Consider the following 25,608-nt stretch of genomic DNA (forward strand, 5'->3'; position numbering starts at 1 on the left):
TTTACAATAACAAGATGGCCAACATGGCCACATGGGGATAGGGCAAACATGGCAGATAACGCTACAATTGCGTCTTCCGGCAACAGATCCTCCGGTTCACTCCTTTATGATCCGTTCGTCCGTTCAATCTTCTTTCAAATCGTCACCATCATCATCTTCGTTGCCGTCGTGTGGTTTATTGCCAACAACGTGGCGACCAACCTCGCGCGTTCCAACACGGCGTCTGGCTACGGCTTTCTGAATAGCCGCGCTGGCTTTGACATCGGTGACACGCTGATCGCCTATTCCAGCGATTCCACCTATGGCCGGGCGCTGGTCGTCGGCTTCCTCAACACCCTAGTCGTTGCGATAACCGGTATTATCACCGCAACAATCATTGGTTTCATTGTCGGTGTCGGGCGCCTGTCCAACAACTGGCTGATCGCCAAGATTTGCACGGTTTACGTCGAGGTGTTCCGCAACATCCCGCCGCTTCTGGTTATCTTCTTCTGGTACACGGGCGTGTTGCGCCTGCTTCCCAATGTCAGAGATTCCTACGATCTGCCGTTTGGCATCTTCCTCAACAACCGTGGCCTTTCTATTCCAAGACCGGTTTGGGGCGAAGGTTCGCTGATCTTCGCAATCTCCATTCCGGTTGCGATCATTGCCGTTGTGGCCTTGTCCAAATGGGCGACAAAACGCCAGATGAAAACCGGTCAGACCTTCCCGATCTTCCGCGCAGGCCTCGGTATCCTGATTGGGCTGCCGCTATTGGCGTTTCTGGTTGCCGGTGCGCCGCTGACTTTCGACGTACCTGTTGCCGGTGGCTTCAACATCAGGGGTGGCAGCACTGTTCTGCCGGAGTTTTTCGCGCTTTATCTGGCCCTCTCCTTTTATACCGCCGCCTTCATTGCCGAAACCATCCGTTCCGGTATTCGCGGCGTTCCGAAGGGACAGACGGAAGCATCCACCGCGCTTGGCATGAAATCCAGCAAGACCACCCGTCTTATCGTTGTGCCGCAGGCCATGCGCATCATCATTCCGCCGCTTACCAGCCAATATCTCAACCTCACGAAGAACTCTTCGCTGGGTGTCGCCATCGGTTATCCCGATCTGGTGTCCACAGGCGGAACGACCCTGAACCAGACCGGTCAGGCCGTCGAAGTCGTGTCGATCTGGATGATTGTCTATCTGTCGATCAGCATCATCACATCGCTCTTCATGAACTGGTTCAACGCCAAGATGGCATTGGTGGAGAGATAAGCTGATGAGCACAAGAAACGTAGAATATGTCCGCACCGCCATGGTTGCTGCGGCACCTCCCCCAAAGGACGAAAAAAGCGCCGTTGCATGGCTGCGGAAAAATCTGTTCTCCGGCCCCAAAGACGTGATTTTGACGCTGATTGCGGTCGCCATCATCCTGGCTATCGTACCACCGGCCATCGACTGGTTGTTCATCAAGGCATCATGGGTCGGCTCTGACCGTTCCGTGTGTGCCACCGTCGTCCAGGGTGGCATCCAGCCAGAAGGCTGGACCGGTGCCTGCTGGGCATTTGTCGAGGACCGCTTTGCGCAGTTCATGTTTGGCCGTTATCCGCTCGATGAGAGATGGCGTCCGCTGCTGGTAACAGTCATGCTCATTGCATTGCTGGTGCCGCTGCTCATTCCAAAAATCCCTGGCAAGACAATCAACGCCGTCCTGATGTTCATCATCTTCCCAGTGGTTGCCTTCTACCTTCTGCATGGCGGTGCTTTCGGCCTGCAGCGCGTAGACACACCTCTTTGGGGTGGCCTGATGGTCACGCTCATTTTGTCGTTCGTCGGCATTGCGGTGTCACTGCCGCTCGGCATTCTGTTGGCACTTGGCAGAAAATCTAAAATGCCTGCCATCAAGACATTGTGCGTCGGTTTCATCGAAATCATCCGTGGCGTGCCGCTGATCACCGTTCTGTTCATGGCAAACGTCATGCTGCCGCTGTTTTTGCCAACCGGATGGACAATCGACAACTTCCTGCGTGCACTCGTCGGCGTTGCGCTGTTTGCATCTGCCTACATGGCGGAAGTTATTCGCGGTGGTTTGCAGGCCATTCCAAAAGGCCAGTTTGAAGGTGCCGATTCACTCGGTCTCGGCTACTGGCAGACCACGCGGCTGATCATTCTGCCGCAGGCAATCAAGCTGGTTATTCCCGGCATCGTCAACACGTTCATTGGCCTGTTCAAGGACACCTCTCTGGTATCGATCATTGGCATGTTCGACCTGCTGGGTATTGTGCAGCTCAATTTCCGCGATGCGACGTGGATTACCCCGGTAACACCATTGACCGGCCTGATTTTCGCAGGCTTCATCTTCTGGATATTCTGCTTCGGCATGTCGCGTTACTCTGCCTTCATGGAAAGACACCTCGACACCGGACATAAAAGATAAGGGAAACACTCATGGCAGGACCCCAAACACAAAAAATGACGGTTTCTGATACCGATGTCGCTATCGAAATCGTTGGAATGAACAAGTGGTATGGCGATTTCCACGTGCTTCGCGATATCAACCTCAAGGTCATGCGCGGTGAGCGTATCGTCATTGCCGGGCCTTCCGGCTCGGGCAAGTCGACGATGATCCGCTGCATCAACCGTCTGGAAGAACACCAGTCGGGCAGCATTGTGGTGGATGGCATCGAACTGACCAACGATCTGAAGAAGATCGATGAGGTTCGTCGCGAAGTGGGCATGGTGTTCCAGCACTTCAACCTGTTCCCTCACCTGACAATCCTTGAAAACTGCACGCTGGCACCGATCTGGGTTCGCAAGACCCCAAAGAAGGAAGCCGAAGCGATTGCCATGCACTTCCTGGAGCGCGTGAAGATCCCTGAACAGGCTCACAAATATCCGGGCCAGCTTTCGGGCGGTCAGCAGCAGCGCGTGGCGATTGCCCGCTCGCTGTGCATGAAGCCAAAAATCCTGCTGTTCGATGAGCCGACATCGGCGCTCGACCCGGAAATGGTGAAGGAAGTTCTCGATACGATGGTGGGCCTTGCCGAAGAAGGCATGACCATGCTGTGCGTAACCCACGAAATGGGTTTTGCACGCCAGGTGGCAAACCGGGTTATCTTCATGGACCAGGGCCAGATCGTCGAAGAAAACTCCCCGCAGGAGTTTTTCGACAATCCGCAGCACGAGCGAACAAAATTGTTCCTCAGCCAGATTCTCCACTAGGAATCGAAAACGGAAAAATGGGGCTTCGGCCCCATTTTTTATGCGCAGATGGCCGTTATACATACCCGAACAAATGTCACCGCAGAGCGACAGAAAAACAACAAGCCACTGATTTAAAAAGACAATTACAAAACCTGCACAATAAAATCATCGGTATTGTCATTTTTTTGCAAAAAACGAAAATTGGCGCTTGCAGGAAATAAAACCTCTGATTATAAGGGCGCCAACACAGCGTATGCGCCCTTCGTCTATCGGTTAGGACGTCAGATTTTCATTCTGAAAAGAGGGGTTCGACTCCCCTAGGGCGTACCACTGTGATCCTCCCCAAAATTGAAAAACTGCATCATTCCCGCCTCGGGAACGATCTTTCTGCATGTCGATTTATGCCGACATTTTCAAATATTTACAGCAATCCCCTCACCTAAAAGGCCAACTGGAAAAAAATGCATTTTTCCACAGCCGAAACGAAAAAAAATGCAATTTGGTGCTTGCGGGAAATCAAACCTCTGACTATAAGGGCGCCAACACAGCGTACGCGCCCTTCGTCTATCGGTTAGGACGTCAGATTTTCATTCTGAAAAGAGGGGTTCGACTCCCCTAGGGCGTACCACTGTGCTTCTCTCCCCTACATCATGATAAAAAACGCCACAGCGACAACGTCGCTTGGTCGTTTTGCCATGCGCTGACATGCTCAAGCCATACACTGCTCTCAGCGTGGCTTTAGCGGGTACACAACATTGCGCTTTGTTGCTATTTCCCTTTGACACCATCGAACCATTTTCATCCAGAAGGTTTGGCCATGAACACCGGTTGGACGATGATTTGGAATTATGCGCTGCCCAAGGAGCGCAATGTCTCGGCCCGCACGCCTGTTATTGGCAAGGACCAGGTTGTCGGCGTTTTTCATTACGACAAAAAGAGCTTCTTCGAGAGCAGTGTCATCGCACTCTCAAAAACCGACGGGCGTGAGGTGTGGCGACACACGATCGACCATGTGGCGACGGAACCGCGGATTGATAATAATGGCAATATCTATGTTGCCAGCTTCGCCGGCGCGGTTCACGCCTATGCGCCTGATGGCAGCACGTTGTGGACCAGCGCCGTTGGCACCCGCAATGTCAATGTGCCTGTTCTGAGCGGGGATCGTATCTTCATTGCCGAAACCGGTGGCGGCAGCCAGAAGACCTGGTGCCTCGATAAAGCGACTGGCGACGTCCTCTGGTCCCATGACACCGGAGGTCACGCCTACCGATTTCTGGCGCATGACGGCAAGATCTTCCACACGGCAATTGTTTCCGGCGCCAAGTTCGGAGAATCGACCGTGCATCTGCTGTGCATCGACCAGCAGTCAGGCAACAGGTTGTGGTCAACCACAGCGGATCAGTATCACTTCAATGCCGCCATTGTGGACGGCCTGCTGGTCTGGGGCGCCCGCAATGCCATCCACCTCTACGACCCTGCCAATGGCGCCCTGAAGGCATCTCTGGCCATTCCTGAGGGCACGGCGATCACATCAGGTCCACTGGTTGTCGGCAATCGCATCATTGCTGGTGACGACAACAGCACGATCCGTGTTGCGTCCCTGGAAAAGAAGGGGTTGCTGTTTAAAAAGCCGCAACTTGAAGCGGTCTGGAGCCAGCCGTTACAAGGCGAGATCGTCGGCCAACCGCTGTATCATCAAGGACAAATTTTCGTGCTTGATGACAAAGGGCAGATTGTCGGCATGGATATTGACGGCACGATCACAACGCCGACCTTTGGTGTGGGTGATGGCAAATGCAAAGGCGGCGGATTGGTTGCTGAAAACAACCTGCTAGCGGTTGCTACCGGTCGCACCGTTGAACTCTACCAAAACTGAGCACTTCAGAACTGCTGGGCGTTCGCTTGCGGCATCAGAGGCTTGCTTCAGCCTTCGAGCAGCTTGTTACATCAATTGGCGATTGCTGCGTCCAGCACGCGGATCTGCACCCGGCGTTGACCCTGCCATTGTTCCGCGCCCAATGTGCCGGCAACATGCACCGAGCGGCCTCTGCCGTTCAGCAGCAGCTGGCCGAGCGGCGCATCTGCCGCGCGGAATGCAATACCGTCCAGCCGGCTGCCATCCAGCGCTTCCAGCGTTATCTTGACGTGATTGGCGCCCACGGTGCGGGCATCTTTCAGGCGGTGGGCTGGAATGGCAAAAATCGGCTGCGAGTGGCCCGAACCATAGGGGCCAGCGGCTTCCAGCCGGTCGATCAGATCCAGCGTCGCACCGGAGGCACCAATTGCACCATCGATCTTGAGCGCACTGTTTTCGACCAGCGATGCGATGGCCTTTGAGGCGCTTTCCTCAAAGAAGGTTCTAAGCTTGCCAAGCGCGCTGCGCTCCACTGTCAGGCCGGCTGCCATGGCATGGCCGCCACCCTTGACCAGAAGGCCATTGTCGACGGCAGCTCGTACCATGCGGCCAAGGTCAAAGCCATTGATCGAGCGGCCGGAACCGGTGCCCTTGCCGTTTGCATCAAAAGCAATGGCAAAGGCCGGGCGGCGGAAGCGGTCTTTGAGGCGTGATGCCAGCAGGCCGACAATACCGGGGTGCCAATTCTGCCGGGCGGTGACAATAACCCCTGCCCCGGAGCCGTCACCATATTCGGCAAGCGCTTCGGCTTCCGCCTCGGCCAGCATCACAGTTTCCATCGCCTGGCGTTCGCGGTTCAGCTCATCGAGCTTTGCCGCGATGACTTCAGCACCCGATGGGTCATCAATGGTCAACAGGCGGCTGCCGAGTGCGGCGTCGCCAATCCGGCCGCCAGCGTTGATGCGCGGACCAATCAGAAAACCGAAATGATAAGGTGTTACCGGCCCGCCGAGGCCTGCGATCTTAAACAGCGCCGCCAGACCGGCATTGTTCATGTGACGGGCCGCAACAAGGCCTTTCACCACATAGGCACGGTTCAGCCCCTTCAGTGGCACGACGTCACAAACTGTCGCCAGTGCCACGATATCGAGGAAGGACAGAAGGTCGAGCGTGAAAGCGCGGCGGTCCTTTTTGTCCTTCATCACTCGCAGCGTTGCCACCAGCACCAGAAACACCACACCGGCGGCACAGAGATGGCCCTGGCCTGAGAGATCGTCCTGGCGGTTGGGGTTTACGAGCGCGACGCAAAGCGGCAGCGTTTCACCGACCTGATGGTGGTCTATGACAACCACATCGGTGCCGGCCTGCTTGGCGGCCAGCAGCGATTCATGGCTGGTGGAGCCACAATCCACCGTCACGATCAGCGTGGCGCCATTGGCGGCCAGTTGCTGCATGGCGGCGGGGTTTGGGCCATAACCTTCAAAAATACGGTCGGGAATATAGATTTCCGGCTCAAGCCCGAAATGATTGAGGAAGCGGTACATCAAGGCAGCCGACGATGCGCCATCAACGTCATAGTCACCGAAGATGGCTATCTTTTCGTTTTTCTCGATGGCGGCGGCCAGACGATTCGCGGCCAGTTCACAATCCGTCAGCGTGTGCGGATCGGGCATCAGGTTACGGATGGTTGGGTCGAGAAATTCCAGTGCCTCATCAACGGCAACGCCACGCCCGGCCAGCACACGGGCGATCAGTTCCGGCATACCGTGAAGCTGCGCCATGGCGAGGGCGCGGTTCTGCCCGGCCTGATCAAGCCGTGACACCCAGCGCTGGTCGCTGACCGATCGCTCCACACCCAGAAACGCACGTGGCACGGTATCGACCGGTTCCGTCATTCACTATCCTGCTCTGCCAAACTCAACACATGATGAAAGCGGTTAAACAGCTTTCGTGTCTTAAAGACGAGCATTTATTCTGTCGTGCGGGAGTTTCAAGAGCAAGAGCGGCCGAAAACTTTGTTGGGACACATGACCTGCCCTAAAGCATGGCATCACCAAAATGCACGAACGGCCTTTACGACAAGGCTTGCGCTGCAAAGCTGGTCACATTCAAAGCCGTGGCATGGCGTTTTACGCCAGCCAAAACAACGCACATCATGGATGTGCGCCGCTTTAGGATAAGTCCGGAAAGCATGCAGTTTCCAGACCGTCACAACAGCCACCACCCTCCTCAGACATGGTGGCTGTTATCGTGTCAAATCAGCCCAGAACAATCGGCAGAGCCAAGGCTCCGACGCTGCTGGCCACGACGGACAGCAGAATGGTCAGCACCGCCCAGTTACGTCGGGCGAAACTTTCTTCATTTTCACACAGGGCAAAATTGTCGTTCGAAAAGTTTGGCAGAGGATGAACCTCTGCCTTTTCGACAGGACCAATATCCTTGAACAGTACAATTGAACTCACGACGCGCCTCCCTCGCTTGGTGATTTCAGTTGATGTCATGGTACTGTCACTTAACGCCCTTGACCAGCCTTACTCCTTACTGAGTAAGCAAAATAGAGTACTCAAAGGCGGCTATCGGGGCTTATGGCAGTCACATTTTGTAAAAGCGAATGCCCCGCCGTGGTCATAACCAGCGGCAGGGCATCGATAATGTCAAAATGGAACCGAAATTCGGTGCGAAAACCGAAATGCGGCGCGAATCAGGCAGCCTTTGTGCGCTCGATTCGGATGACCTGCGGTTCATCCGTCAGGTAAGCCTGGCTCTTGATGGAGGCGACGGCCTTGCGAACGGCATCTTCCATCGTTGCGTGGGTCACCAGCACGATTGTCTGCGGGGCATCCGGCGTCTGGGCGCGCGAGCGCTGCACGATCGATTCCAGCGAAATGCCATTTTCAGCCATGCTTGTCGCGATGCTGGCAAACACGCCGGCGCGGTCAGCGACAGTCAGGCGGATGAAGTAACCGCCTTCGTGTTTCTTCATCTTGGCGCGGCGGTACTTTTCCAGCGACTTGGCCGGACGGCCAAGCACCGGAACCTGCTGAATGCCAGGACGGCTCTTGGCGATGTCGGCGATATCGCCGAGAACGGCAGATGCCGTTGCATTACCACCGGCGCCGGGGCCAACCATCAGCAATTCACCGAGGATGTCGGATTCGATGGCGACAGCGTTGGTCACGCCATCCACCTGCGCAATCACGGAATCCAGCGGCACCATGGTTGGGTGAACGCGCTGTTCAATGCCGGACTCAGTCATCTGTGCAACGCCGAGCAGCTTGATGCGGTAACCGAGATCGGCGGCGGCATGGATATCTTCAATCGAGATATTGGTGATACCTTCGAGATAGATGTCGTCAGCTGCAATCTTGTTGCCGAATGCCAGCGTCGTCAAAATGGCAAGCTTGTGAGCGGTGTCATTGCCCTCGATGTCAAAGGCTGGGTCCGCTTCAGCGTAACCAAGACGCTGCGCTTCCTTCAGGCACGTCTCAAAGGACAGGCCTTCCTTCTCCATCTTAGTCAGGATGTAATTGCAGGTACCGTTCATGATACCGTAGATTCGGGACACGTGGTTGCCGGTCAGGGATTCACGCAGTGCCTTGATAACGGGAATACCACCGGCCACCGCAGCTTCGAAGTTCAGGAGAACGCCCTTCTCTTCTGCCGTAGTTGCCAGTTCCACACCGTGCTTGGCAAGCAATGCCTTGTTGGCTGTCACCACGTGGAGACCGCGAGCAAGCGCTGTTCTGACTGCTGCCTTGGCTGGGCCAGATGCACCGCCAACCAGTTCAACGAACACATCGATCTCAGCTTCGGCTGCCATCTGCTCGGGTGTGTCAAACCAGGTAATACCGGTGAGATCAATGCCACGGTCGCGCGAACGGTCGCGCGCGCTAACGGCAATAATCTCAATCGCGCGTCCGCAGGTAATCGCAAGCTCGTTGCTTCTCTGCTGGATGATGCGCACAAGCGACGAGCCGACGGTGCCGAGCCCCGCTATGCCGATTCTCAATGAATCTGCCATTGGTATAATCCTGATTTGTTTTGGTAATAACAGGTGGCCGGGACCGGCCACCCAGGGAGTTTCCCCCGTTATTAACGGTGAGCGTTCAGAGAAACGACGTTATGCATCGTTTCATCAGCTGTGGACAGGAAGCGCTTCAAGTTGCGCGCAGCCTGACGAATGCGGTGTTCGTTTTCAACGAGAGCCAGACGAACATAATCATCGCCCATTTCGCCGAAGCCAACACCCGGAGCAACCGCAATATCGGCCTTTTCGACGAGCAGTTTGGAAAACTCGAGCGAACCGAGATGACGGAACTTTTCCGGAATTTTGGCCCATGCAAACATGGTGGCGGCCGGTGGTGGCACTTCAAAACCAGCCTTGCCAAAGGTATCAACCATCACGTCGCGGCGGCGACGGTAGACATTGCGCACTTCGGCAATATCGGAGCCATCGCCGTTCAGCGCGTGGGTGGCGGCAACCTGGATCGGCGTGAAAGCGCCGTAGTCCAGATAGGACTTTACACGGGTCAAAGCCGAGATCAGACGCTCGTTACCCACCGCAAAGCCCATGCGCCAGCCGGGCATTGAGAAGGTCTTGGACATGGAGGTGAACTCAACGGCCACATCCATGGCACCTGGAACCTGCAGCACCGATGGTGGTGGGTTATTTTCGTCGAAGTAGATTTCCGAATAGGCCAAATCCGACAGCACGATGATGTCATGCTTCTTGGCGAATGCGATGATATCCTTGTAGAAATCAAGCGATGCAACATGCGCCGTCGGGTTGGACGGGTAGTTGATGATCAGCGCCAATGGCTTTGGAATGGAGTGGCGCACAGCGCGCTCCAGCGGGCCAAAGAATGTCTCATCCGGCTCGACATTCATGGAGCGGATAACACCGCCAGCCATCAAGAAGCCGAAAGCATGGATCGGATAGGTCGGGTTCGGGCAGAGAATAACGTCGCCCGGTGCAGTGATTGCCTGCGCCATGTTGGCGAAGCCTTCCTTGGAGCCGAGTGTCGCAACAACCTGGGTATCGGGGTTGAGCTTTACGCCAAAACGACGGGCGTAATAGGCGGCCTGCGCCTTGCGAAGACCGGGAATGCCCTTGGACGAGGAATAGCGGTGGGTACGTGGGTCCTGAACGACCTCACACAGCTTGTCGACAATCGCTTTCGGGGTCGGAAGATCCGGGTTTCCCATGCCAAGGTCAATAATATCCGCGCCACCCGCTCGTGCGCTCGCTTTCAAACGGTTTACCTGTTCGAATACGTATTGCGGCAGACGCTTGACCTTGTGAAACTCTTCCATCTTCTTCCTCATGAAAATGCGCCAGCACTGCCCGGCGCATTTGCGAAAGTTCGTTTTTATTACAGTAACCTGCCGACACGAACACATCCTGCAGATTCTGGTATTGTAGCGCAAAGATCGGAAAATCCTAACGATTTAACCGGTCAATTGGCGCCAGCCTGATCACTCCATCCCATGTCGCCGGACATCGTCATCTGCATTGAGATGAAGTGGCGCATGGATGTGTCGGATATAAGCTTTTTTTACGGCAGCCGATCCGACGCAGTGATGCGTAAACACGTTTTTGCTTAACGCCAGTTTTGGTTTGAATGCAAGGCAACCATGGCCGGAAACCGGCCATTTTGCTGCAATCGGCCTGACAATCAGGCGTGCTTGCCGTCCACGATGACAGAACGGATGAGCGAAAGCACCGCATCCGGCTTGATATCGGTGCAAACGAGCTGGCTTGGATGACCATCCCAGTAGCCTGGCGGGAAACCACGACCATCCGGTTTCTGGATGGTCGCACCATCGGCCAGACCACCGCATACCACGCGAACCGGGCCGCTGCGTGTCTCAAACAGTTCCGGCGCCACCAGATAAACGCAGGCGCAGCTGTCATGCACGACCATGCCGTCGCCGGTGCGTTCCTTGTAGAACTCGATGTAGAACTGCGACAGGTCTGACAGCAGTTGCACCGGCTTGCCGCCTGCTTTTGCCATGTCATCCATGAATTTCGAGGTCATCACGGTCTTGGTCGTGACATCCAGACCAACGATGGTGACGCGCCAGGGTGCGGTAAACACCAGATCGGCCGCTTCCGGGTCACCATGAATATTGGCTTCGGCGGCTGGCGATACGTTGCCGTTAATGTCGAATGCACCACCCATGATGATGACGTCTTTCACCAGTGCGGCAAAATCCGGATCTTCGCGCAATGCCAGTGCAAGGTTGGTCATGCGTCCAACCGCAATGATCGTCACCTCGCCCGGATTGGCCTTCACCGTTTCGATCAGGAAATGGTGGGCCGGACGCGGATCGACCGGCAGGTCGATGGTCTCGGGGATATCGATGTCGCCCAGACCGTTTTCACCGTGGATGAAGGTCGGCCAATGTCCCTCGGGACGGGACGGATCAAACGTCACATTGGCACCCTTGGCGACCGGTGCGGAAATGCCCCATTGCTGCTTGAGGAAAAGCGCGTTGCGCGTCGTGATCTCAATCGGCGCATTCCCGAAAACCGTGGTGATGCCTATCAGATCGATCTCCGGGTGCCTGTGAAGGAAAAGCAGGGCCATTGCGTCATCGACGCCGGGATCCGTATCAAATATCACCTTATGCATTTCAGTATGCTCCGCAAAATCTTTTTATGCCGGCTGATGTGCCGCCGGGTGCGGGCACATTAATCATAAGCGGCGCATCCGCAATCCCTAACGTGACCTGAAATAGCGTTTGCCAAGCATCGGCTTCAGTGACAATAACGCTGTCATCTTTTGCCCCTCCCGGAATTCTCACCTTGACCGACGTCACGTTGCACCTGCTTTCCACCTTGTTTGTTGTCGCCATTGTTGCCGGCTTTATCGATTCCATTGCTGGCGGCGGCGGGCTGATTACCATTCCGGCCATGCTGATCATGGGCATTCCACCGCTTGAGGCGCTGGGCACTAACAAGCTGCAATCACAGTTCGGTTCGGCCTCTGCCACTTACGCCTATACCAAGCGCGGTTTGGTGGACCTGAAAAGCCAGATGCCGATGGCGCTTTTGTCGATGGTGGGCGGCGTATTCGGCGCCATTGCAGCCGCCTTTGTACCGGCCGAAGTGCTGCGTTTTATCATGCCGTTCCTGCTGGTTGGCATTGCGCTTTATTTCGCGTTCAAACAGCAGCTGAGCGATCAGGACCGCCACAGACGCATTTCATCCTTTATGTTCGGCTGCACGGTCGTGCCGCTGATCGGTTTTTACGACGGTATATTCGGCCCCGGTACCGGATCGTTCTTCATGCTGGCCTTCGTGTCGCTGGCCGGTTACGGCATGCTGAAAGCCACAGCTCACACCAAGCTTTTGAACTTCGGCTCCAATGTCGGCAGCTTCATTGTGTTCACCATCAGCGGCGCCGTGTTGTGGAAAATCGGTTTTGTCATGGGTATCGGCCAGTTCATTGGCGCGCAGCTTGGTTCGCACTTCGCCATGAAAAATGGCGCAAAGCTGATCCGTCCCCTGCTGATCATCTCCTGCCTTGCCATGGCGGCACGCTTGATCATTGGTCAGGTCGACCCTGCCCTGTGGGCGCGGATGACGGCAGTCTTCGGCTTCTGAAAATAAGGTCCCGGTCGCGGGACCATCAATCAATCAGACAATGGCACGGCGCAATGCCGTGCCTCAGGCCTCATGCAAGTCTTGCATGACGACGATGGCACCGGCAATGCGGTGATCAGCACAACGAAGCGGCGTCATGCGGTAACGGGCCATCCGTTCGCCCTGCCCCCACGGCTCATGGGTATAATCAAGGCTTTCCCCTTCAAAACAACGATCAAGGCGGGGCTTGATCTTCATTTCAAAATATTCGCTGCCGACCAGCTCTGAAATCGATGAGCCGATCAAAGATAGTGGCGTTCTGTTGAAATATTTCGAATAACGCTTGTTGGCGTAGAGAAAACGGCAATCGGTGGTGATCACCACCACCCGGTCTGGCAGCAGATCCAGTACAACTTCGCTGAACAACATATCAGGATAGACCTGCTGTTTTGCTCTTGTCTCGACAATAGCGGGGCGAGCGTCTTCCGCCTGCATGGTGCTGTCGGCGAAATAACGGTCGATCAGCATCGACATGGCAGCCGAATGGCGCAGCACGCTTGACGGATCATCCGCATCTTCACGGATCAGCGCCGCCAGAAACTGCATCTGCATATGCATTTCATAGGCATTTTCCGCTTTATAGGACAGGATGATGCCGATGAGCGGGTCCAACTCACGGTCGAGAGCCCGGACCAGCTCGTCATGTCCGGCAGATACGGCCTGCTGCAATTGCAAACATTTTGTCGAAAACGCTTCGAAAAGCCCCAACATGCCAGTCTCCAAAATAGTCTGCCAGATATCCGTGCTGCGGTAAAAACAGGCGACGGATGTCCGTGTGCGAGAATGGTCAAATGCCCGCACATTCTTTGCTGGAAGGCACTAACATGACGACCCCTCACATTCAATCAGTCAAATGACGGCTGAATTAGATTCTTTGAATTTAGCAAAAGCAAAAACACAGCAAACACTATTATTTCTTAAATATATTCCTGAAAATCACCCTGGATAATTCAGAAAAATCGAAAACAATACACAATTAAAATCAAAAACAGATGAAACAGGCATCAACATAAAAAATGATATTTATTTTTACTTTATTTCAAAATACAGGACATGATTTACGTGAAAATTTTAAATAAATAAATTTCCGATACTTCAAAAAACAAATCATCACGGACTGGAAAGCACCCAAAGTGTCGCAATTTTGAAACAGATTTTAGACAAATCAATATGTGGGAATTTGTCCGAATTGGGGATTCCAGATCGGCGCACAGCCGCCCTCACCTGTCTCATTATGAAACAGCTGTGCCAGATTGTGAATCAGTTCAATGTCCGAAAATAACACGCTGACCGCATGGCGACCGGTGTCGGTTGCAGCAATTGCGGTCAGGAATAATCAAAGGAATGTTTCAGGCAGCGCCGGAACGTCTGCGGCGATCGGCTGCTTCCTGCAGAACAATCATCGCACCGAGAAGCGTGCCTGATGACGAGTAGCAAGGTGTGAGACCAAGCGAAACGACGATGGTGCGACCATCATTATCTTCCGCGTAGGTAAACTGCGTTGCCTCACCCTGGAAGCACTGAACCAGCTTTTCCTTCAGGCCATGCTGGAAGCGGTGCAGACCGACAAACTCCGCAATGTGCTTGCCAAGCATATCGGCGACAGACAGCGAATAGCGGCTGGCATTGGCAGCATTGCAATAAAAGATACGGTAATCCGTAGATACCACGATGATGCGGTCGGACTGCTCGTCAAACCATGCCTCATCCAGAACGGTGTGCTCTTTGCCGTCCTTGTCGTTGGGGGAATAACCCTTGCCGATGTAGCGGTTTACCAGAGTTTTCAGCAACTCTGTGTTGCGCTGGACACCAGCAAAATCCTCAGCCTCCTCGTTCAGCAAATCAATTGCGAACTGGAACTGGATCCGGATCTCATCAGGGTTTCGGGTTTCCTTGTGGATGATCGCTTCAAGGATCGGATCAAGCTCACGATCCAGGGCCTCCACGGCGGTCGCGTCGTTGGTTTCGACCGCATGTCTCAGTCGTGCATATTGTTGCCAGAACCGCTCAACCAAAGTCTTCAACGCAACTCTCCCGAGAAGATTATCGCAATCCGCATGCAATTATCGATGAACCTCCGAAATCACAGTCCCTCCACAGAGATCAGGACATGCTTGAGACCTATCAACCAAAACATTCAAACCCATGACCGACTAATATCACAAAAACATAAGCGTTTACAAACCGCTACTCTTGGTGTGGTTAACCGCCGAAATCCACGGGTTTTATATATTCTGAAGCTGGTGCCAAGGTTTCGTGATTTTCGAGACCCGAAAGGTATTTCAAAGCTTGGATTTGATGTTCCAACGGTCGTGGTACCACAGCCACTGGCCCGGATATTCCCGCACCCAGCTTTCAACCTTGTCGTTCAACAACTGGGCCGTTCCGGCCACATCGACATTGCCCTTCTCGTCAACCGGGATCGTTATCTTTGGCTCGATTTCCAGGCGGTAGCGGTTGTCAGGCAAACGGATGCAACGGGCTGGATAGACCTCACAATTGAACTGGCGAACCAGCTTGGCAACCAGCGGGTTGGTTTTCACGTCAAGGTCGAAGAACTGCGTCGACAGACCCTTGTTGAACTTCTGGTCAACCAGCACGCCAACCCCACCGCCCCGTTCCAACTGGCGCGCTAGCGCGAAAGATGAACCGGCATGCGAGGGAACAAGATCGCCCATGCGTGCACGGCGGAAGTTGAATACCTTGTCAGCAATATAAGGGTTGTTCGGTGGGCGAAACAGCACAGTGACCATCAGGCCAAAGGCAGAGCCTGCCACGGGCAGAAGTTCGAAGTTGCCGGTATGGGCAGTAAACACGATGAAAGGTCGCGGATTATCACGCAGGTCGAGGAAGATCGGGATACCTTCGACCTCAATGCGGCCTGGCGTGGCGTTTTCCGGATCAAAGTCGAACAACCGGTCCAGAAATACATATTCCGCCGCCAGACGGCCCATATTCGCCCAACTGTCCATGGCGATATCAAGACGTTCCTGCTGCGACTTCTCAGGGAATGCGCGCTCCAGATTATAGAGCATCAGCTTGTGACGCTTGGTCTTGGGGCCAACCCATCTGGCAAAACGTTCCGCAAAACGCATGGCCGGATCAGCCGGGAACAGCTTCAGGAAATTCAGCAGGCCAAACGCAAATTGCGCAATCAGCCATTGCCGAAAATGCATCAGCGCCAAGACGATGCGCGTCACAAGCATCTTCACGGGCATCAATCCATTCTGAGAACGATTTTACCGAATACCTGACGGGTTTCCATGCGCTCCAACGCACGGTCAATATCGTCAAAGGTCACTTCGGTGTCGATAACGGGATGTACGATGCCGCGCGCCATCTTCTGCATGGCATTGGCCATATTTTCCATACGGCAACCGAAGGAGCCGAGCAGCTTGAGCTGCTGCTGGAACAGCATCATCAGGTTGATGTCGGTCGAAACACCCGACGTCGAACCACAGGTCACCAGACGGCCGCCACGCTTCAGCGAGAACATGGAACCGGCCCATGTGTCCTTGCCAACGTGTTCGAACACAACGTCAACGCCTTTTTTCTTGGTCAGCTTGCGCACAACGCCTTCGAAGCGGTCGGTGCGGTAGTTGATGACGTGGTCGGCACCCAGTGCCTTGGCGCGTTCAATCTTGTCGTCGGAACCAACTGTGGTGATGACGGTGCAACCCATCTTCTTGGCCAGCTGAATGGCAGCCGAGCCAATGCCGGAACCACCGGCATGGATCAGGATCGTTTCGCCCGGCTCAAGCTTGGCATTGTCAAACAGCATATGTTCAACCGTACCAAAGGTCACCGGCGCGAGCGCAGCAGCCACAGCATCCACACCGTTTGGCGCAGGTACCAGCTGGCGGGCTGGAATATTGATCTTTTCCTGCGCAAAACCATCAAGGTGGAAACCGTGCACGCCAGAAACGTGTTCGCACAGGTTGTCCCTGCCCTCACGGCATGGCTTGCACAGACCACAGATGCGTGCGCCATAGATCGAGACCAGCTGGCCTGGCAGAACGTTGGATACGCCAGGGCCGATGGCCTCAACAACACCGGAGGCTTCCGCGCCGATCGTCAGTGGCATCTTGCGCTTGGCAAATGCCATGCCGCGCCAGCCCCAGACGTCGATGTGGTTCAGCGCAACAGCCTTGACCCGAAGCGTTACTTCACCCGGTGCTGGTGCTTCCGGCTCCGGCAGTTCCACTCTTTCAAGTTTACGGTCATCAACGAGTTGCAAGGCGCGCATGATAAAGTCCTTCGCCCGAAGGCGTTTTGTTTGGTTGAGAGCGCCCGCGCGTCTGACATGACACACAAGGGACGCTCACCCTTTTGAATTTCTGCATCCGGCCCCATAAACCTGTTCAGTCATGCGAGCCGGTGCCGTTGGGAAACCGATTAAGCCGGTTCCCGTGTCATGACAAGGCTTGCGTTCTGTCCGCCGAAACCGAAGGAGTTGGACAGCACGGCACTGACCTGAGCTTCCCGCTTCACATTTGGCACGACGTCGAGCGCGATGGCCGGGTCGGGATTGGTGTAGTTGATGGTCGGCGGCAAGGTGCCGGTCAGCATGGTCTGCAGCGAGAACACCGCCTCAACCGCACCAGCTGCCGTCAGCGTGTGGCCGATCATCGACTTGTTGGACGACAATGGAATGTCCTTCAGGCCTTCACCGAACACGGCCAGCATCGCGCCATATTCCATCTTGTCATTTTCCGGCGTCGAGGTGCCGTGTGCATTGATGTAACCAATGCCCTCTGGCGCGATACCGGCATCCGAGAGAGCCGCACGGATGGTTGCAATGGCAGGTGCGCCATCTGGCGAGGAGCGTGTGCGGTGGAAGCTGTCGGCCTTTTCGCCAGCACCCTTGATGATGCCGAGAACCTTGGCACCGCGTGCAACGGCAGATTCGAGCGATTCCAGCACCAGCGTTGCCGCACCTTCGGCAATCACGAAACCATCACGGTCCTTGCTGAATGGCTTGGACGCTTTTTCCGGCGGGTCGTTCTGCGTGGAAAGGGCCGACAGCAGCGAGAAGCGGATCAGCGCCTCGGCGCTGACCGAACCATCGGTCGCAACCGTCAGTGCACGGTCTGTACGACCCTGACGAATGGCTTCAACGCCCAACTGAATGGCGGTGGCGCCGGATGCACAGGCCGTGGACAGCGTTACCGGCAGACCGCGTGTGCCAAACCGGTCGGCCAGACGCTCGGAAATGGCACCGAACAGTGCTGCTTCCTGAAACGCGGCATCCGGGCGCTGGCGCATGGCCGCGAGGAAGCGGTTATAGGCATCGCCCGGCTGGTCAGCCGGTGGCGAACGATCGGCCAGTTCGAAGCGCGCGCTCCATTCCGGCTCGATTGGCGGTGCAGCCAAAAACAGCGGGCCACCGAAATCACCCGACAGACCGGCCTGTGCCAGCGCCTCAATGGTGGTTTCGCGGGCAAAGGCGTAGGAACGCTCGACCGAGTTCGGCGCCGGAATTTCGATAAAATCAACGGTTCCGCTGATCTTGGTCGACAGGCCGTCGGTTGGGAAACGTGTGATGTTGTGAATGCCTGATTTGCCTGATGTCAGTGCAGACCAGTTGTCCTCAAGCCCTTGTCCGAGCGAGGTGATGATGCCCATGCCGGTCACGGCAACGATTGGACGTCCGAGATGATCCTTGAAGCTGGATGATGCCATCTTTTTTACTCCTCAAACATCACGGGACAAAACGGCGACGCCTTCGCCACGCACGTGGCCGACGGTGGTGACCACTGCCGTGTTGGCGCTTGTCGACATCGGCTTTTCCTGTGCGCCATCAAAGGCTGGCAGCTTTGCGCCGCTTTCAATGGCAAGCGCACCCAGTGCCAGACCGAGCGGGAACTGCGCTTCCAGCGCATGGCCGGTAACACCGCTGTAACCGCGGATAACAGCGTTTGGCAGCGCCTTTTCCAGCAGAGCCTTTTCGCGCTTCGTCACGTCATGGAAGCCGCTGGCGCCCGACAGGACAAGCGTGTCACCCGCGTCACCAGCCGGAGACAGCAGGCGCTCGAGGCGCTTTTCCATCTTCGCGTCGTCGCGGTTGCCGCGGTCACCTTCGATGGCGTCGATGCGGGCGTAAATCTTTGCACCACGATCAACGGCGTGTTTGCGCGATTCCAGAACAAGGAATGCGCCGACCGAACCCGTGATCATGCCACCACCATTATCAGTGCTGCGCGACCACAATGGCTGCCAGTCACCCTGGGCGTGGGCATTGATGGCTTCAAACAGCAAAATCATGTCGGGACGTTCGGCCGAGAAAGCACCACCAACAAGGGCATGGCTTGATTCACCCGAACGGATGCGGTGGAAGGCTGTTTCGACGGCAGAGATACCGGCTGCTTCTTCGCCCATGAAGGTGCGCGACGAACCGGTGACCTTGTGCACGATGGAAATATTGCCAGCCATCAGGTTGGAAAGCTGGGCAAGGAACAGCGTCGGCCGCAATTCCGTCGTCAGCTTTTCATTGAGAAGAATTTCGCGGTCGTTGCGCTTCAAGGCTTCATCGACGATCAACGTATCAACGTTGATGTCACGTTCCCCGCCCCCGGCAGCAACGATCATGTCCATGGTGGCGCAGGCGTCTGCGTCTTCCTTGAAACCGGAATCATCCAGCGCAAGACCTGCAGCAAACACGCCAAGGCGCTGCCAGTTTTCCATCTGGCGCTGATCCTTGCGGCCGATCTGCGTTGACCAATCGATCTCGGGCAGAGGGTGAACCGGGTAAGGTTTGAACTTCTCGCTCTCGACAATCGTTTCCGGCGCTACACTTGCGGAAAGCAAAGCGATATGCGCTTCAGTACCGACACCGTGACAGGTCACGATACCAACACCTGTTATCACCACATCATTGTCAGATTTGCTCATACGTCATCCTCTGCGGTTGCAGGACCCACCGTGGTTCGCGTCCGCTGTTCATGCGTTTGCGCCAGCTTGCGGCATTACATGCTTGCCGAATAATCCGCACAAAACGACTTGGCAATGGCGAAGGCCCGAACGAGGCCTTCAAAACCTTGTTTATTCACCGGTCGAACCGGCTGATAGCGCGTTTTTCAACCTTCAGAGGCGGCAAGAGCAGCCATCAGGCCGACTTCTTCTGCGCGTTTCTTGACGATTGGACCAAGAGGAATATCGCTGAACGGCATGGTGCGCAGTTTCAGCTGCGCGTCACAGACCTTCTTGCCACCAGAGGTGATCTTGGCCTTGGTCACAGCAAAACCGGAACCTTCATGTTCCAGAAACGCTTCGATATCCAGAACCGCTTCCGGCTCCACGAAAGTGCGCATCTTGGCACCGTCAACCGTCATCAAAAACGGCATGGCGGCAAAATCGGTCAGGCCGAGAACCAGCATGCCGGAGGCCTGCGCCATGGTTTCAATCAACAAAACACCGGGAACAAGCGGCATTCCGGGAAAATGACCTTCAAAAACCGGGCTTTTTGCCGGCACAACAGAGCGTGCCTTCAATATGCGCGCCGTTTTATCGACAGACTCGATGTGGTCGATCATCTGGAAATATTCGAGAAGCATTTGCCCTCCGCTTAATAAAACAATCCCTCCCGCCGGTTCCGGCGTGAGGGATATAAACCAATATTCAACTCACTCAGCGGTCCGCAAATTTGCGGATGCCGGAACAGATCAGCCCTTGGCGGCCTTCAGTTCGTCGATCTTGGCGCAGAGGTTTTTCAACACGAAGTATTCTTCTGTCGTTACCTTGCCTTCGTTGACCTCCTGGGTCCACTGCTCGAGCGGGATCTTGATGCCGAATTCCTTGTCGATCGCAAATACGATGTCGAGGAAATCAAGGCTGTCGATGCCCAGATCGTCGATTGTGTGGCTCTCCGGCGTAATGGTTTCCCGGTCAATTTCGCTGGTGTCGGCGATGATGTCGGCAACCTTGTCAAATGTAGCTGTCACGCCCATAATCCTTGTCTGTCTTTTGTCTTCAAATAACGCTTATCAGACGCACCACATAGGCAAATCAAGTTGAAAAGCCAATGGGTACCAGCAAAGAACGTGTAATTTGCTGTCAATGTGTTGCTTAAACAGCAACCGAATGGCGACCTTTTCCAGTGGATAAGTAACTATCGAACACCGCAGCGACCGTGCGCGCAAACGGTTTTCCCGCCTCTGTGAGCGAAAAGACCTGACCTTTTATCTGCGCAATACCATCGCTGTTTTGTGCCGCAAACAGTTTTGCTTCGGCAATAATGCCTGATGGATCCCGGCCAAATTCATGCTCCAGTTCGGCAAAGTCGAAGGCAAAATCGCACATGATGCGCTCAATGACCCAGGCGCGGGCCCGGTCATCGTCACTGAGTTCAATACCGCGCACGACGCACAGGCCGTCGGTTTCAGCCATGCGCTGATATTCACCGGTCGCCGGCATGTTCTGCACATACCCCTGTGGCAGCTTGCCGATCGAAGATGCACCAAGCCCAATCAGCGCCGTGGCACAATCATCGGTATAACCCTGGAAATTTCGCTTGAGATCACCATTCGAACAGGCAACCGCCAGACTATCGACCGGCTTTGCAAAATGGTCGATGCCGATTGCCTCATAACCAGCCGCCACCAGCATGTCACCAGCCAGTGTCATTTGCCGGTACCGCTCGGCAATATCAGGCAGTGCTTCGTCAGGGATCATGGTCTGGTGTTTTTTCATCCATGGAACATGGGCATAACCAAACAGTGCAATGCGGTCCGGATCCAGCGAAATAATCGACCTGACGGTTTCCGCCAGCGTGTCCAGCGACTGGTAGGGCAAGCCGTAAAGGATATCGCAATTGACTGAACGTACGCCCCTCGCCCGCACCGCCTCCACCACCGAGCGCGTCTGCTCGAAGGTCTGAATGCGGTTGATGGTTTTCTGCACCTTGGGGTCGAAGTCCTGCACGCCAAGACTTGCTCTGGTCATGCCGATGGCGGCCAGCGCATCATATCGCGGCTCATCGAGATCGTTGGGGTCCATCTCCACGCTGATTTCGGCGTTCTCGGCAAAATTGAACGCCGCGCGAAGACAGTCCATCAGATCAATCATATCTTCAGGCTTCAACATGGTTGGCGAACCGCCACCAAAATGCACGGCGGTTACCCTGGCATCGCGTGATATGCGCTGGCCGACAGCTGCGATTTCAAGCTTCAGTGACGAGAGGTAGCTGGCAATCGGCTCATATTTCAGCGTGTGCTTGGTGTGACAGGCGCAGAACCAGCACAGGCGATCGCAATAAGGTATGTGCAAATACAATGACAAATTGTCGCTATCGCCCAATTTGCCCAGCCATTGCGCATAAATGCCGCACCTGACCCCCTCGTGGAAGTGGGGTGCAGTAGGGTAACTCGTGTAACGCGGAACCGCGCCGGAATATTTTTCGAGAAGCTTTTCCGACATGCAATTTCTACCTTGGCCATTCTAAACATAACCCGAAAGTAGCGTCTGCGACAGTTTGCAACTTTGACTTCGATCAAATCAAGGCGTACATTCCGCAAAGATAGTCGTAGGGGGACATTCGGCTTCGTTAAGAAACTGGGAAGGGTAAATTTGTGCCGATTTTTCGGCACTTTACCGCAACTATCGGATATTGCCTCATGGATACGCTGCTTAAGAACATTCATAACTCGGAAGAGCCAGTTGTCTGTCGCTCCTGCGAGGCCCGCCATGGCGGGGTGTGCAGCTCCCTGAGCCCTGCGCAGCTGATGGAACTCAGCAAACATTCCAGCCGCCGCAAGCTTGAGGCGGGCAATGAGCTGATTGGCCAGGGCGAATCTATTTCCACTTACGCCAATATTCTCAACGGCGTGGTGAAGCTGTCCAAGATGATGTCTGACGGTCGTCAGCAGATTGTCGGATTGCAATTTGCACCGGACTTCCTTGGCCGGCCCTTTGTCGGTGAAAGCAACACAACGGTTGAGGCGGCGACGGATGTCAACATCTGTATCTTCCCGCGCAATGTGGTGGACCGCATTCTCAACCAGTCACCGCAGATGGAGCACAAGCTATACGACCAGTCCCTGAAGGAACTGGATGAAGCGCGTGACTGGATGCTGACGCTTGGTCGCAAGTCTGCGCAGGAGAAGGTCGCAAGCTTCCTCTACCTGATTGCCACCCATATCGATCCGGAAAATGAGGACAAGTCCAGTTTCGACCTGCCCTTGTCACGCGCCGATATCGCCGATTTCCTCGGTCTTACCATAGAGACCGTCAGCCGTCAGATGACCAAGCTGCGCAAGGAAGGTGTCATTCACATCGAGAACAATCGTCACGTCACCGTGGGCGATCTCGACCGCCTGAACTACGCGGCAGGCAACGACTGAGCAATCCGGCCGGGAATTTGCCAACTCGAAACTCCGGCCGAATCATGCATCATAAATAAAGAGGGTGCCTTTGCTTCGCTTGCGGAAAACAGGATTCCGTAAGCCAGCACCACCGCGATAACGAATTTCATTCCCCAGTCCCCAAGAAACCGCAGCCACTGATCCGGCGGCGACAAGCGCCCTTCAAGCCTTGCTGAAAGGCCTGATTGACGTGGGAGAACTGTAACGTGCAAACCATGATTTGCCGTTAAAAAACCAAGTAATTCAACGATTAAGCCAAAACCTAAAAACGCAGATGGCGTTTTAAACCCCGGTTAAACATAAAAATGGCGCCCCGGAGAATTCCGTGAAGGCGCCATCATATCAAGGAAATTTGGAAAGGGATTACTGCGCGATCTGCGCCTGCGCATCCTCACCGTGATGCGTGGCAAGGTTTTGCAGTTCCTGCAACTGGCGGCGATAGTCAGCCTCACTGACCCGCCCGGCCTTGCGGGCAGACGCCAGCGACGAAAGACGCTTTTGCAGTTCCATGGCCTCAGTGTCGGACATCTGATCGGCAGCCGAAGTCAGTGGCTTTGAGAAGGTTGGGTACGTGCCGGTGTCTTGCTTGACCGCAGGCTGGGAACTCACCGGCTGCGGGCCAACAACCTGCGCCACCGGGCGAGTATTAAAAGAGGCAGTGGTATCGACCGGCTGCGGCGTCGTGCAACCTGCCAGCAACACAGCAACAAAAGCACCGGGGACCAGTCGCGTTCCTGCTTTGACAATCATCAAACTGTTTTTCATCGATCTTGTCCCGGCAATTATCCCGCAGGATAAAACTTCTTCACTTTGCCAGCCAGCTCATCATTCAGGCTCTGCGGCTCAACTTGTATTCGTTTTCGCCCGGCATGTGCAAATACAAAGATTATAAATATTGTGGAGCAATTCTTCATCGCTGCTTTGGCCACAGCTGGGTCACGCATCGGCTTGTAACCTCATGTCCAAACGCCCAGATATGCCGCATGTTTTTCAGCACACCCCTTGTTCCCGCCCGTCTTGTCAGCCGCTACAAACGCTTCCTGTTCGACGCGGAACTAGAAGATGGTACATTTATCACCGGCTCCTGCCCCAATACCGGTTCGATGCGCGGCCTGACCGAGCCCGGATCACGCATATGGCTGTCGCAACACAACGTCAGCCCCACCCGGAAATACGCCTATATGCTGGAACTGGTGGAAGCCGACGGCACAATCGTCGGCATTAACACCGGTATGCCGAATCGGCTGGCGGAAGAAGCAATCCGCAACGACGTGATTGCCCCCCTCTCCGGTTACGACACATTGCGGCGCGAGCAGAAATACGGCCAGAACTCACGAATCGACTTTCTCCTGTCAGCGGATGGCCGGGCGGATGCCTATGTCGAGGTCAAGAACGTGCATTTCATGCGTCAGCCCGGTCTGGCGGAGTTTCCAGATACCGCCACACTGCGCGGCACCAAACACCTTCAGGAGCTTGGCAACATGGTAATGGCCGGTCACCGTGCCGTCATGCTCTACCTGATCCAGCGCGACGACTGCGACCAGTTTCGGATTTGCTCTGACCTCGATCCGGTTTACGCTGCGGCTTTCAACCTCGCCATTCGGCAGGGTGTTGAAGCCTATGCGGTAAAATGTCGTGTTTCACCGCTGGAAATTGCAGTCGATGGGGTGGTTGCGATAGACGAACACTGCCTTGCTGTTTTATGAACAGTATAGAAAACGACAGGAAAAGCGGACAATGGTGACCTATATCGACGCAGCCTCTGCGCCACTCAAGAATACTGGGGCGATCCGGCTGTATAATGCAGAGGATTTTGCGGGCATGCGAAAGGCCTGCCAGCTGACTGCACGCTGCCTCGATGAACTTGCCAGTATCGTCAAACCGGGTGTTGCCACCGATACGATCGACCGTTTTGTGTTCGAGTTCGGCATGGACCATGGCGCCCTGCCCGCCACGCTCAATTATCGCGGTTACACCAAGTCGGTCTGCACATCGATCAACCATGTCGTCTGTCACGGCATTCCCAATGAAAAGCCGCTGCGCGATGGCGACATCGTCAATATCGATGTCACCTATATCGTCGATGGCTGGCATGGTGATTCCAGCCGCATGTACCCGGTGGGTGAAATCAAGCGCGCTGCCGAGCGCCTGCTGGAAGTGACCCATGAATGCCTGATGCTGGGTATCGCGGCTGTCCGTCCGGGCGCGCGCACCGGCGCAATCGGTGCCGCCATTCAGGCACATGCGGAAGCGGCACGTTGCTCCGTCGTCCGCGATTTCTGCGGCCATGGGGTTGGCAAGCTGTTCCACGACACGCCGAACATCCTGCACTATGGCGAAGCGCATGAAGGTCCGGAAATGCGTGAAGGCATGATCTTCACCATCGAGCCGATGATCAATCTCGGCAAGCCGCATGTCAAAGTGCTGGCCGATGGCTGGACGGCCGTCACCCGCGACCGCTCCTTGACCGCACAATATGAACATGCCGTTGGCGTGACCGCGACCGGCTGTGAAATCTTCACGCTGTCGCCTGGTGGCCTTGATCGGCCGGGCCTTGCTCCGCTCAAGGCTTGATC

Annotated in this window: 23 protein-coding genes and 2 tRNA genes; 10 read left to right on the forward strand and 15 right to left on the reverse strand. The window is 55.2% G+C overall.

Translation table 11 applies throughout. The annotated features are described in order from the left end of the window. The first annotated feature begins 48 nt into the window (after positions 1-48). The 6 genes from M2418_RS04265 (at position 49) to M2418_RS04290 (ending at position 5,047) form a co-directional block, all read left to right on the forward strand. Positions 49-1,242 carry an amino acid ABC transporter permease gene (locus M2418_RS04265; protein ID WP_250982667.1) on the forward strand — a complete coding sequence of 398 codons (1,194 nt, stop codon included), beginning with the start codon at positions 49-51 and terminating at the stop codon, positions 1,240-1,242. Positions 1,243-1,246: 4 nt separating this feature from the next. Next, complete coding sequence (locus tag M2418_RS04270; protein ID WP_259144957.1) at positions 1,247-2,404, forward strand: amino acid ABC transporter permease; 1,158 nt, start codon at positions 1,247-1,249, stop codon at positions 2,402-2,404. Positions 2,405-2,415: 11 nt separating this feature from the next. Next, positions 2,416-3,189 (forward strand): amino acid ABC transporter ATP-binding protein, encoded by a 774-nt coding sequence (locus tag M2418_RS04275; protein ID WP_275641007.1) that lies wholly within the window; start codon positions 2,416-2,418, stop codon positions 3,187-3,189. A 237-nt stretch (positions 3,190-3,426) separates the two neighbouring features. Next, a tRNA-Glu gene (locus M2418_RS04280) sits at positions 3,427-3,501 on the forward strand. A gap of 223 nt (positions 3,502-3,724) precedes the next feature. Further along, positions 3,725-3,799 (forward strand) — tRNA-Glu (locus M2418_RS04285). A gap of 189 nt (positions 3,800-3,988) precedes the next feature. Beyond that, the gene (locus M2418_RS04290; RefSeq protein ID WP_259144958.1) at positions 3,989-5,047 is read left to right on the forward strand and encodes a PQQ-like beta-propeller repeat protein; all 1,059 of its coding nucleotides are present in this window, start codon (positions 3,989-3,991) and stop codon (positions 5,045-5,047) included. Positions 5,048-5,118: 71 nt separating this feature from the next. Here the strand turns inward: M2418_RS04290 and recJ are convergent, their stop codons facing one another. The 5 genes from recJ to M2418_RS04315 form a co-directional block, all read right to left on the reverse strand. Continuing rightward, the gene (gene recJ / locus M2418_RS04295; RefSeq protein WP_259144959.1) at positions 5,119-6,921 is read right to left on the reverse strand and encodes a single-stranded-DNA-specific exonuclease RecJ; all 1,803 of its coding nucleotides are present in this window, start codon (positions 6,919-6,921) and stop codon (positions 5,119-5,121) included. 363 nt (positions 6,922-7,284) lie between these two features. After that, positions 7,285-7,488, reverse strand: coding sequence for a hypothetical protein (locus tag M2418_RS04300; protein ID WP_259144960.1), 204 nt, complete (start codon positions 7,486-7,488; stop codon positions 7,285-7,287). Between the two features lie 239 nt (positions 7,489-7,727). Then, on the reverse strand, positions 7,728-9,047 hold the full coding sequence (locus tag M2418_RS04305) for a homoserine dehydrogenase (protein ID WP_250982672.1): 1,320 nt from the start codon (positions 9,045-9,047) through the stop codon (positions 7,728-7,730). Positions 9,048-9,118: 71 nt separating this feature from the next. Next, on the reverse strand, positions 9,119-10,339 hold the full coding sequence (locus M2418_RS04310) for an LL-diaminopimelate aminotransferase (protein WP_192487893.1): 1,221 nt from the start codon (positions 10,337-10,339) through the stop codon (positions 9,119-9,121). Between the two features lie 362 nt (positions 10,340-10,701). Then, positions 10,702-11,661, reverse strand: a complete 960-nt coding sequence (locus M2418_RS04315) for a nucleoside hydrolase (RefSeq protein WP_250982673.1) — start codon at positions 11,659-11,661, stop codon at positions 10,702-10,704. A 173-nt stretch (positions 11,662-11,834) separates the two neighbouring features. Here M2418_RS04315 and M2418_RS04320 point away from each other — a divergent pair, with 173 nt between their 5' ends. Beyond that, the gene (locus M2418_RS04320) at positions 11,835-12,635 is read left to right on the forward strand and encodes a TSUP family transporter (protein WP_259144963.1); all 801 of its coding nucleotides are present in this window, start codon (positions 11,835-11,837) and stop codon (positions 12,633-12,635) included. A 63-nt stretch (positions 12,636-12,698) separates the two neighbouring features. Here M2418_RS04320 and M2418_RS04325 read toward each other — a convergent pair whose 3' ends face one another. The 9 genes from M2418_RS04325 to hemN all read right to left on the reverse strand — a co-directional run bounded on the left by M2418_RS04325 (position 12,699) and on the right by hemN (position 22,088). Beyond that, on the reverse strand, positions 12,699-13,385 hold the full coding sequence (locus M2418_RS04325; RefSeq protein ID WP_259144964.1) for a PAS domain-containing protein: 687 nt from the start codon (positions 13,383-13,385) through the stop codon (positions 12,699-12,701). A gap of 638 nt (positions 13,386-14,023) precedes the next feature. After that, entirely contained in the window at positions 14,024-14,698 is a 675-nt protein-coding gene (locus tag M2418_RS04330; RefSeq protein ID WP_259144966.1) for a PAS domain-containing protein, read from the reverse strand. 258 nt (positions 14,699-14,956) lie between these two features. Next, positions 14,957-15,892 (reverse strand): lipid A biosynthesis lauroyl acyltransferase, encoded by a 936-nt coding sequence (locus tag M2418_RS04335; RefSeq protein ID WP_405049376.1) that lies wholly within the window; start codon positions 15,890-15,892, stop codon positions 14,957-14,959. Continuing rightward, a complete protein-coding gene (locus tag M2418_RS04340) occupies positions 15,892-16,920 on the reverse strand; it encodes a zinc-binding dehydrogenase (RefSeq protein ID WP_259144968.1) in 1,029 nt (342 codons plus the stop codon). Before M2418_RS04340 ends, M2418_RS04335 begins: the two co-directional genes overlap by 1 nt. 149 nt (positions 16,921-17,069) lie before the next feature. Further along, complete coding sequence (locus tag M2418_RS04345; RefSeq protein WP_259144969.1) at positions 17,070-18,356, reverse strand: beta-ketoacyl-ACP synthase; 1,287 nt, start codon at positions 18,354-18,356, stop codon at positions 17,070-17,072. Positions 18,357-18,368: 12 nt separating this feature from the next. Continuing rightward, a complete protein-coding gene (locus tag M2418_RS04350; protein WP_259144970.1) occupies positions 18,369-19,565 on the reverse strand; it encodes a beta-ketoacyl-ACP synthase in 1,197 nt (398 codons plus the stop codon). A 185-nt stretch (positions 19,566-19,750) separates the two neighbouring features. Beyond that, entirely contained in the window at positions 19,751-20,227 is a 477-nt protein-coding gene (locus tag M2418_RS04355; protein ID WP_259144971.1) for a 3-hydroxyacyl-ACP dehydratase FabZ family protein, read from the reverse strand. A gap of 108 nt (positions 20,228-20,335) precedes the next feature. Then, the gene (locus M2418_RS04360; RefSeq protein ID WP_192487707.1) at positions 20,336-20,620 is read right to left on the reverse strand and encodes an acyl carrier protein; all 285 of its coding nucleotides are present in this window, start codon (positions 20,618-20,620) and stop codon (positions 20,336-20,338) included. A gap of 118 nt (positions 20,621-20,738) precedes the next feature. Next, entirely contained in the window at positions 20,739-22,088 is a 1,350-nt protein-coding gene (hemN, locus tag M2418_RS04365) for an oxygen-independent coproporphyrinogen III oxidase (RefSeq protein WP_259144972.1), read from the reverse strand. Positions 22,089-22,285: 197 nt separating this feature from the next. On the opposite strand from hemN, the gene fnrN reads away from it, so the two are divergent. Then, a complete protein-coding gene (fnrN, locus tag M2418_RS04370) occupies positions 22,286-23,011 on the forward strand; it encodes a transcriptional regulator FnrN (RefSeq protein WP_192487705.1) in 726 nt (241 codons plus the stop codon). A 384-nt stretch (positions 23,012-23,395) separates the two neighbouring features. Here the strand turns inward: fnrN and M2418_RS04375 are convergent, their stop codons facing one another. Further along, on the reverse strand, positions 23,396-23,797 hold the full coding sequence (locus M2418_RS04375) for a hypothetical protein (protein WP_250982682.1): 402 nt from the start codon (positions 23,795-23,797) through the stop codon (positions 23,396-23,398). Positions 23,798-24,015: 218 nt separating this feature from the next. Here M2418_RS04375 and sfsA point away from each other — a divergent pair, with 218 nt between their 5' ends. Together sfsA and map are read left to right on the forward strand one after the other, a co-directional pair. Beyond that, on the forward strand, positions 24,016-24,738 hold the full coding sequence (gene sfsA / locus M2418_RS04380) for a DNA/RNA nuclease SfsA (RefSeq protein WP_259144974.1): 723 nt from the start codon (positions 24,016-24,018) through the stop codon (positions 24,736-24,738). A gap of 31 nt (positions 24,739-24,769) precedes the next feature. Beyond that, on the forward strand, positions 24,770-25,606 hold the full coding sequence (map, locus tag M2418_RS04385; RefSeq protein WP_192487702.1) for a type I methionyl aminopeptidase: 837 nt from the start codon (positions 24,770-24,772) through the stop codon (positions 25,604-25,606). Positions 25,607-25,608 lie beyond the last annotated feature (2 nt).

This window comes from Rhizobium sp. BIGb0125 (assembly GCF_024810055.1).
Lineage (GTDB): Bacteria > Pseudomonadota > Alphaproteobacteria > Rhizobiales > Rhizobiaceae > Agrobacterium.

What these genes read in the sequence shown, in the direction of transcription:
- M2418_RS04265 (WP_250982667.1), top strand. Translation starts at nt 49, where the DNA reads ATGGCAGATAACGCTACAATTGCGTCTTCCGGCAACAGATCCTCCGGT.
- M2418_RS04270 (WP_259144957.1), top strand. Translation starts at nt 1,247, where the DNA reads ATGAGCACAAGAAACGTAGAATATGTCCGCACCGCCATGGTTGCTGCG.
- M2418_RS04275 (WP_275641007.1), top strand. Translation starts at nt 2,416, where the DNA reads ATGGCAGGACCCCAAACACAAAAAATGACGGTTTCTGATACCGATGTC.
- M2418_RS04290 (WP_259144958.1), top strand. Translation starts at nt 3,989, where the DNA reads ATGAACACCGGTTGGACGATGATTTGGAATTATGCGCTGCCCAAGGAG.
- recJ (WP_259144959.1), bottom strand. Translation starts at nt 6,921, where the DNA reads ATGACGGAACCGGTCGATACCGTGCCACGTGCGTTTCTGGGTGTGGAG.
- M2418_RS04305 (WP_250982672.1), bottom strand. Translation starts at nt 9,047, where the DNA reads ATGGCAGATTCATTGAGAATCGGCATAGCGGGGCTCGGCACCGTCGGC.
- M2418_RS04310 (WP_192487893.1), bottom strand. Translation starts at nt 10,339, where the DNA reads ATGGAAGAGTTTCACAAGGTCAAGCGTCTGCCGCAATACGTATTCGAA.
- M2418_RS04315 (WP_250982673.1), bottom strand. Translation starts at nt 11,661, where the DNA reads ATGCATAAGGTGATATTTGATACGGATCCCGGCGTCGATGACGCAATG.
- M2418_RS04325 (WP_259144964.1), bottom strand. Translation starts at nt 13,385, where the DNA reads ATGTTGGGGCTTTTCGAAGCGTTTTCGACAAAATGTTTGCAATTGCAG.
- M2418_RS04335 (WP_405049376.1), bottom strand. Translation starts at nt 15,892, where the DNA reads ATGCCCGTGAAGATGCTTGTGACGCGCATCGTCTTGGCGCTGATGCAT.
- M2418_RS04340 (WP_259144968.1), bottom strand. Translation starts at nt 16,920, where the DNA reads ATGCGCGCCTTGCAACTCGTTGATGACCGTAAACTTGAAAGAGTGGAA.
- M2418_RS04345 (WP_259144969.1), bottom strand. Translation starts at nt 18,356, where the DNA reads ATGGCATCATCCAGCTTCAAGGATCATCTCGGACGTCCAATCGTTGCC.
- M2418_RS04350 (WP_259144970.1), bottom strand. Translation starts at nt 19,565, where the DNA reads ATGAGCAAATCTGACAATGATGTGGTGATAACAGGTGTTGGTATCGTG.
- M2418_RS04355 (WP_259144971.1), bottom strand. Translation starts at nt 20,227, where the DNA reads ATGCTTCTCGAATATTTCCAGATGATCGACCACATCGAGTCTGTCGAT.
- M2418_RS04360 (WP_192487707.1), bottom strand. Translation starts at nt 20,620, where the DNA reads ATGGGCGTGACAGCTACATTTGACAAGGTTGCCGACATCATCGCCGAC.
- hemN (WP_259144972.1), bottom strand. Translation starts at nt 22,088, where the DNA reads ATGTCGGAAAAGCTTCTCGAAAAATATTCCGGCGCGGTTCCGCGTTAC.
- fnrN (WP_192487705.1), top strand. Translation starts at nt 22,286, where the DNA reads ATGGATACGCTGCTTAAGAACATTCATAACTCGGAAGAGCCAGTTGTC.
- M2418_RS04375 (WP_250982682.1), bottom strand. Translation starts at nt 23,797, where the DNA reads ATGAAAAACAGTTTGATGATTGTCAAAGCAGGAACGCGACTGGTCCCC.
- sfsA (WP_259144974.1), top strand. Translation starts at nt 24,016, where the DNA reads ATGTTTTTCAGCACACCCCTTGTTCCCGCCCGTCTTGTCAGCCGCTAC.
- map (WP_192487702.1), top strand. Translation starts at nt 24,770, where the DNA reads ATGGTGACCTATATCGACGCAGCCTCTGCGCCACTCAAGAATACTGGG.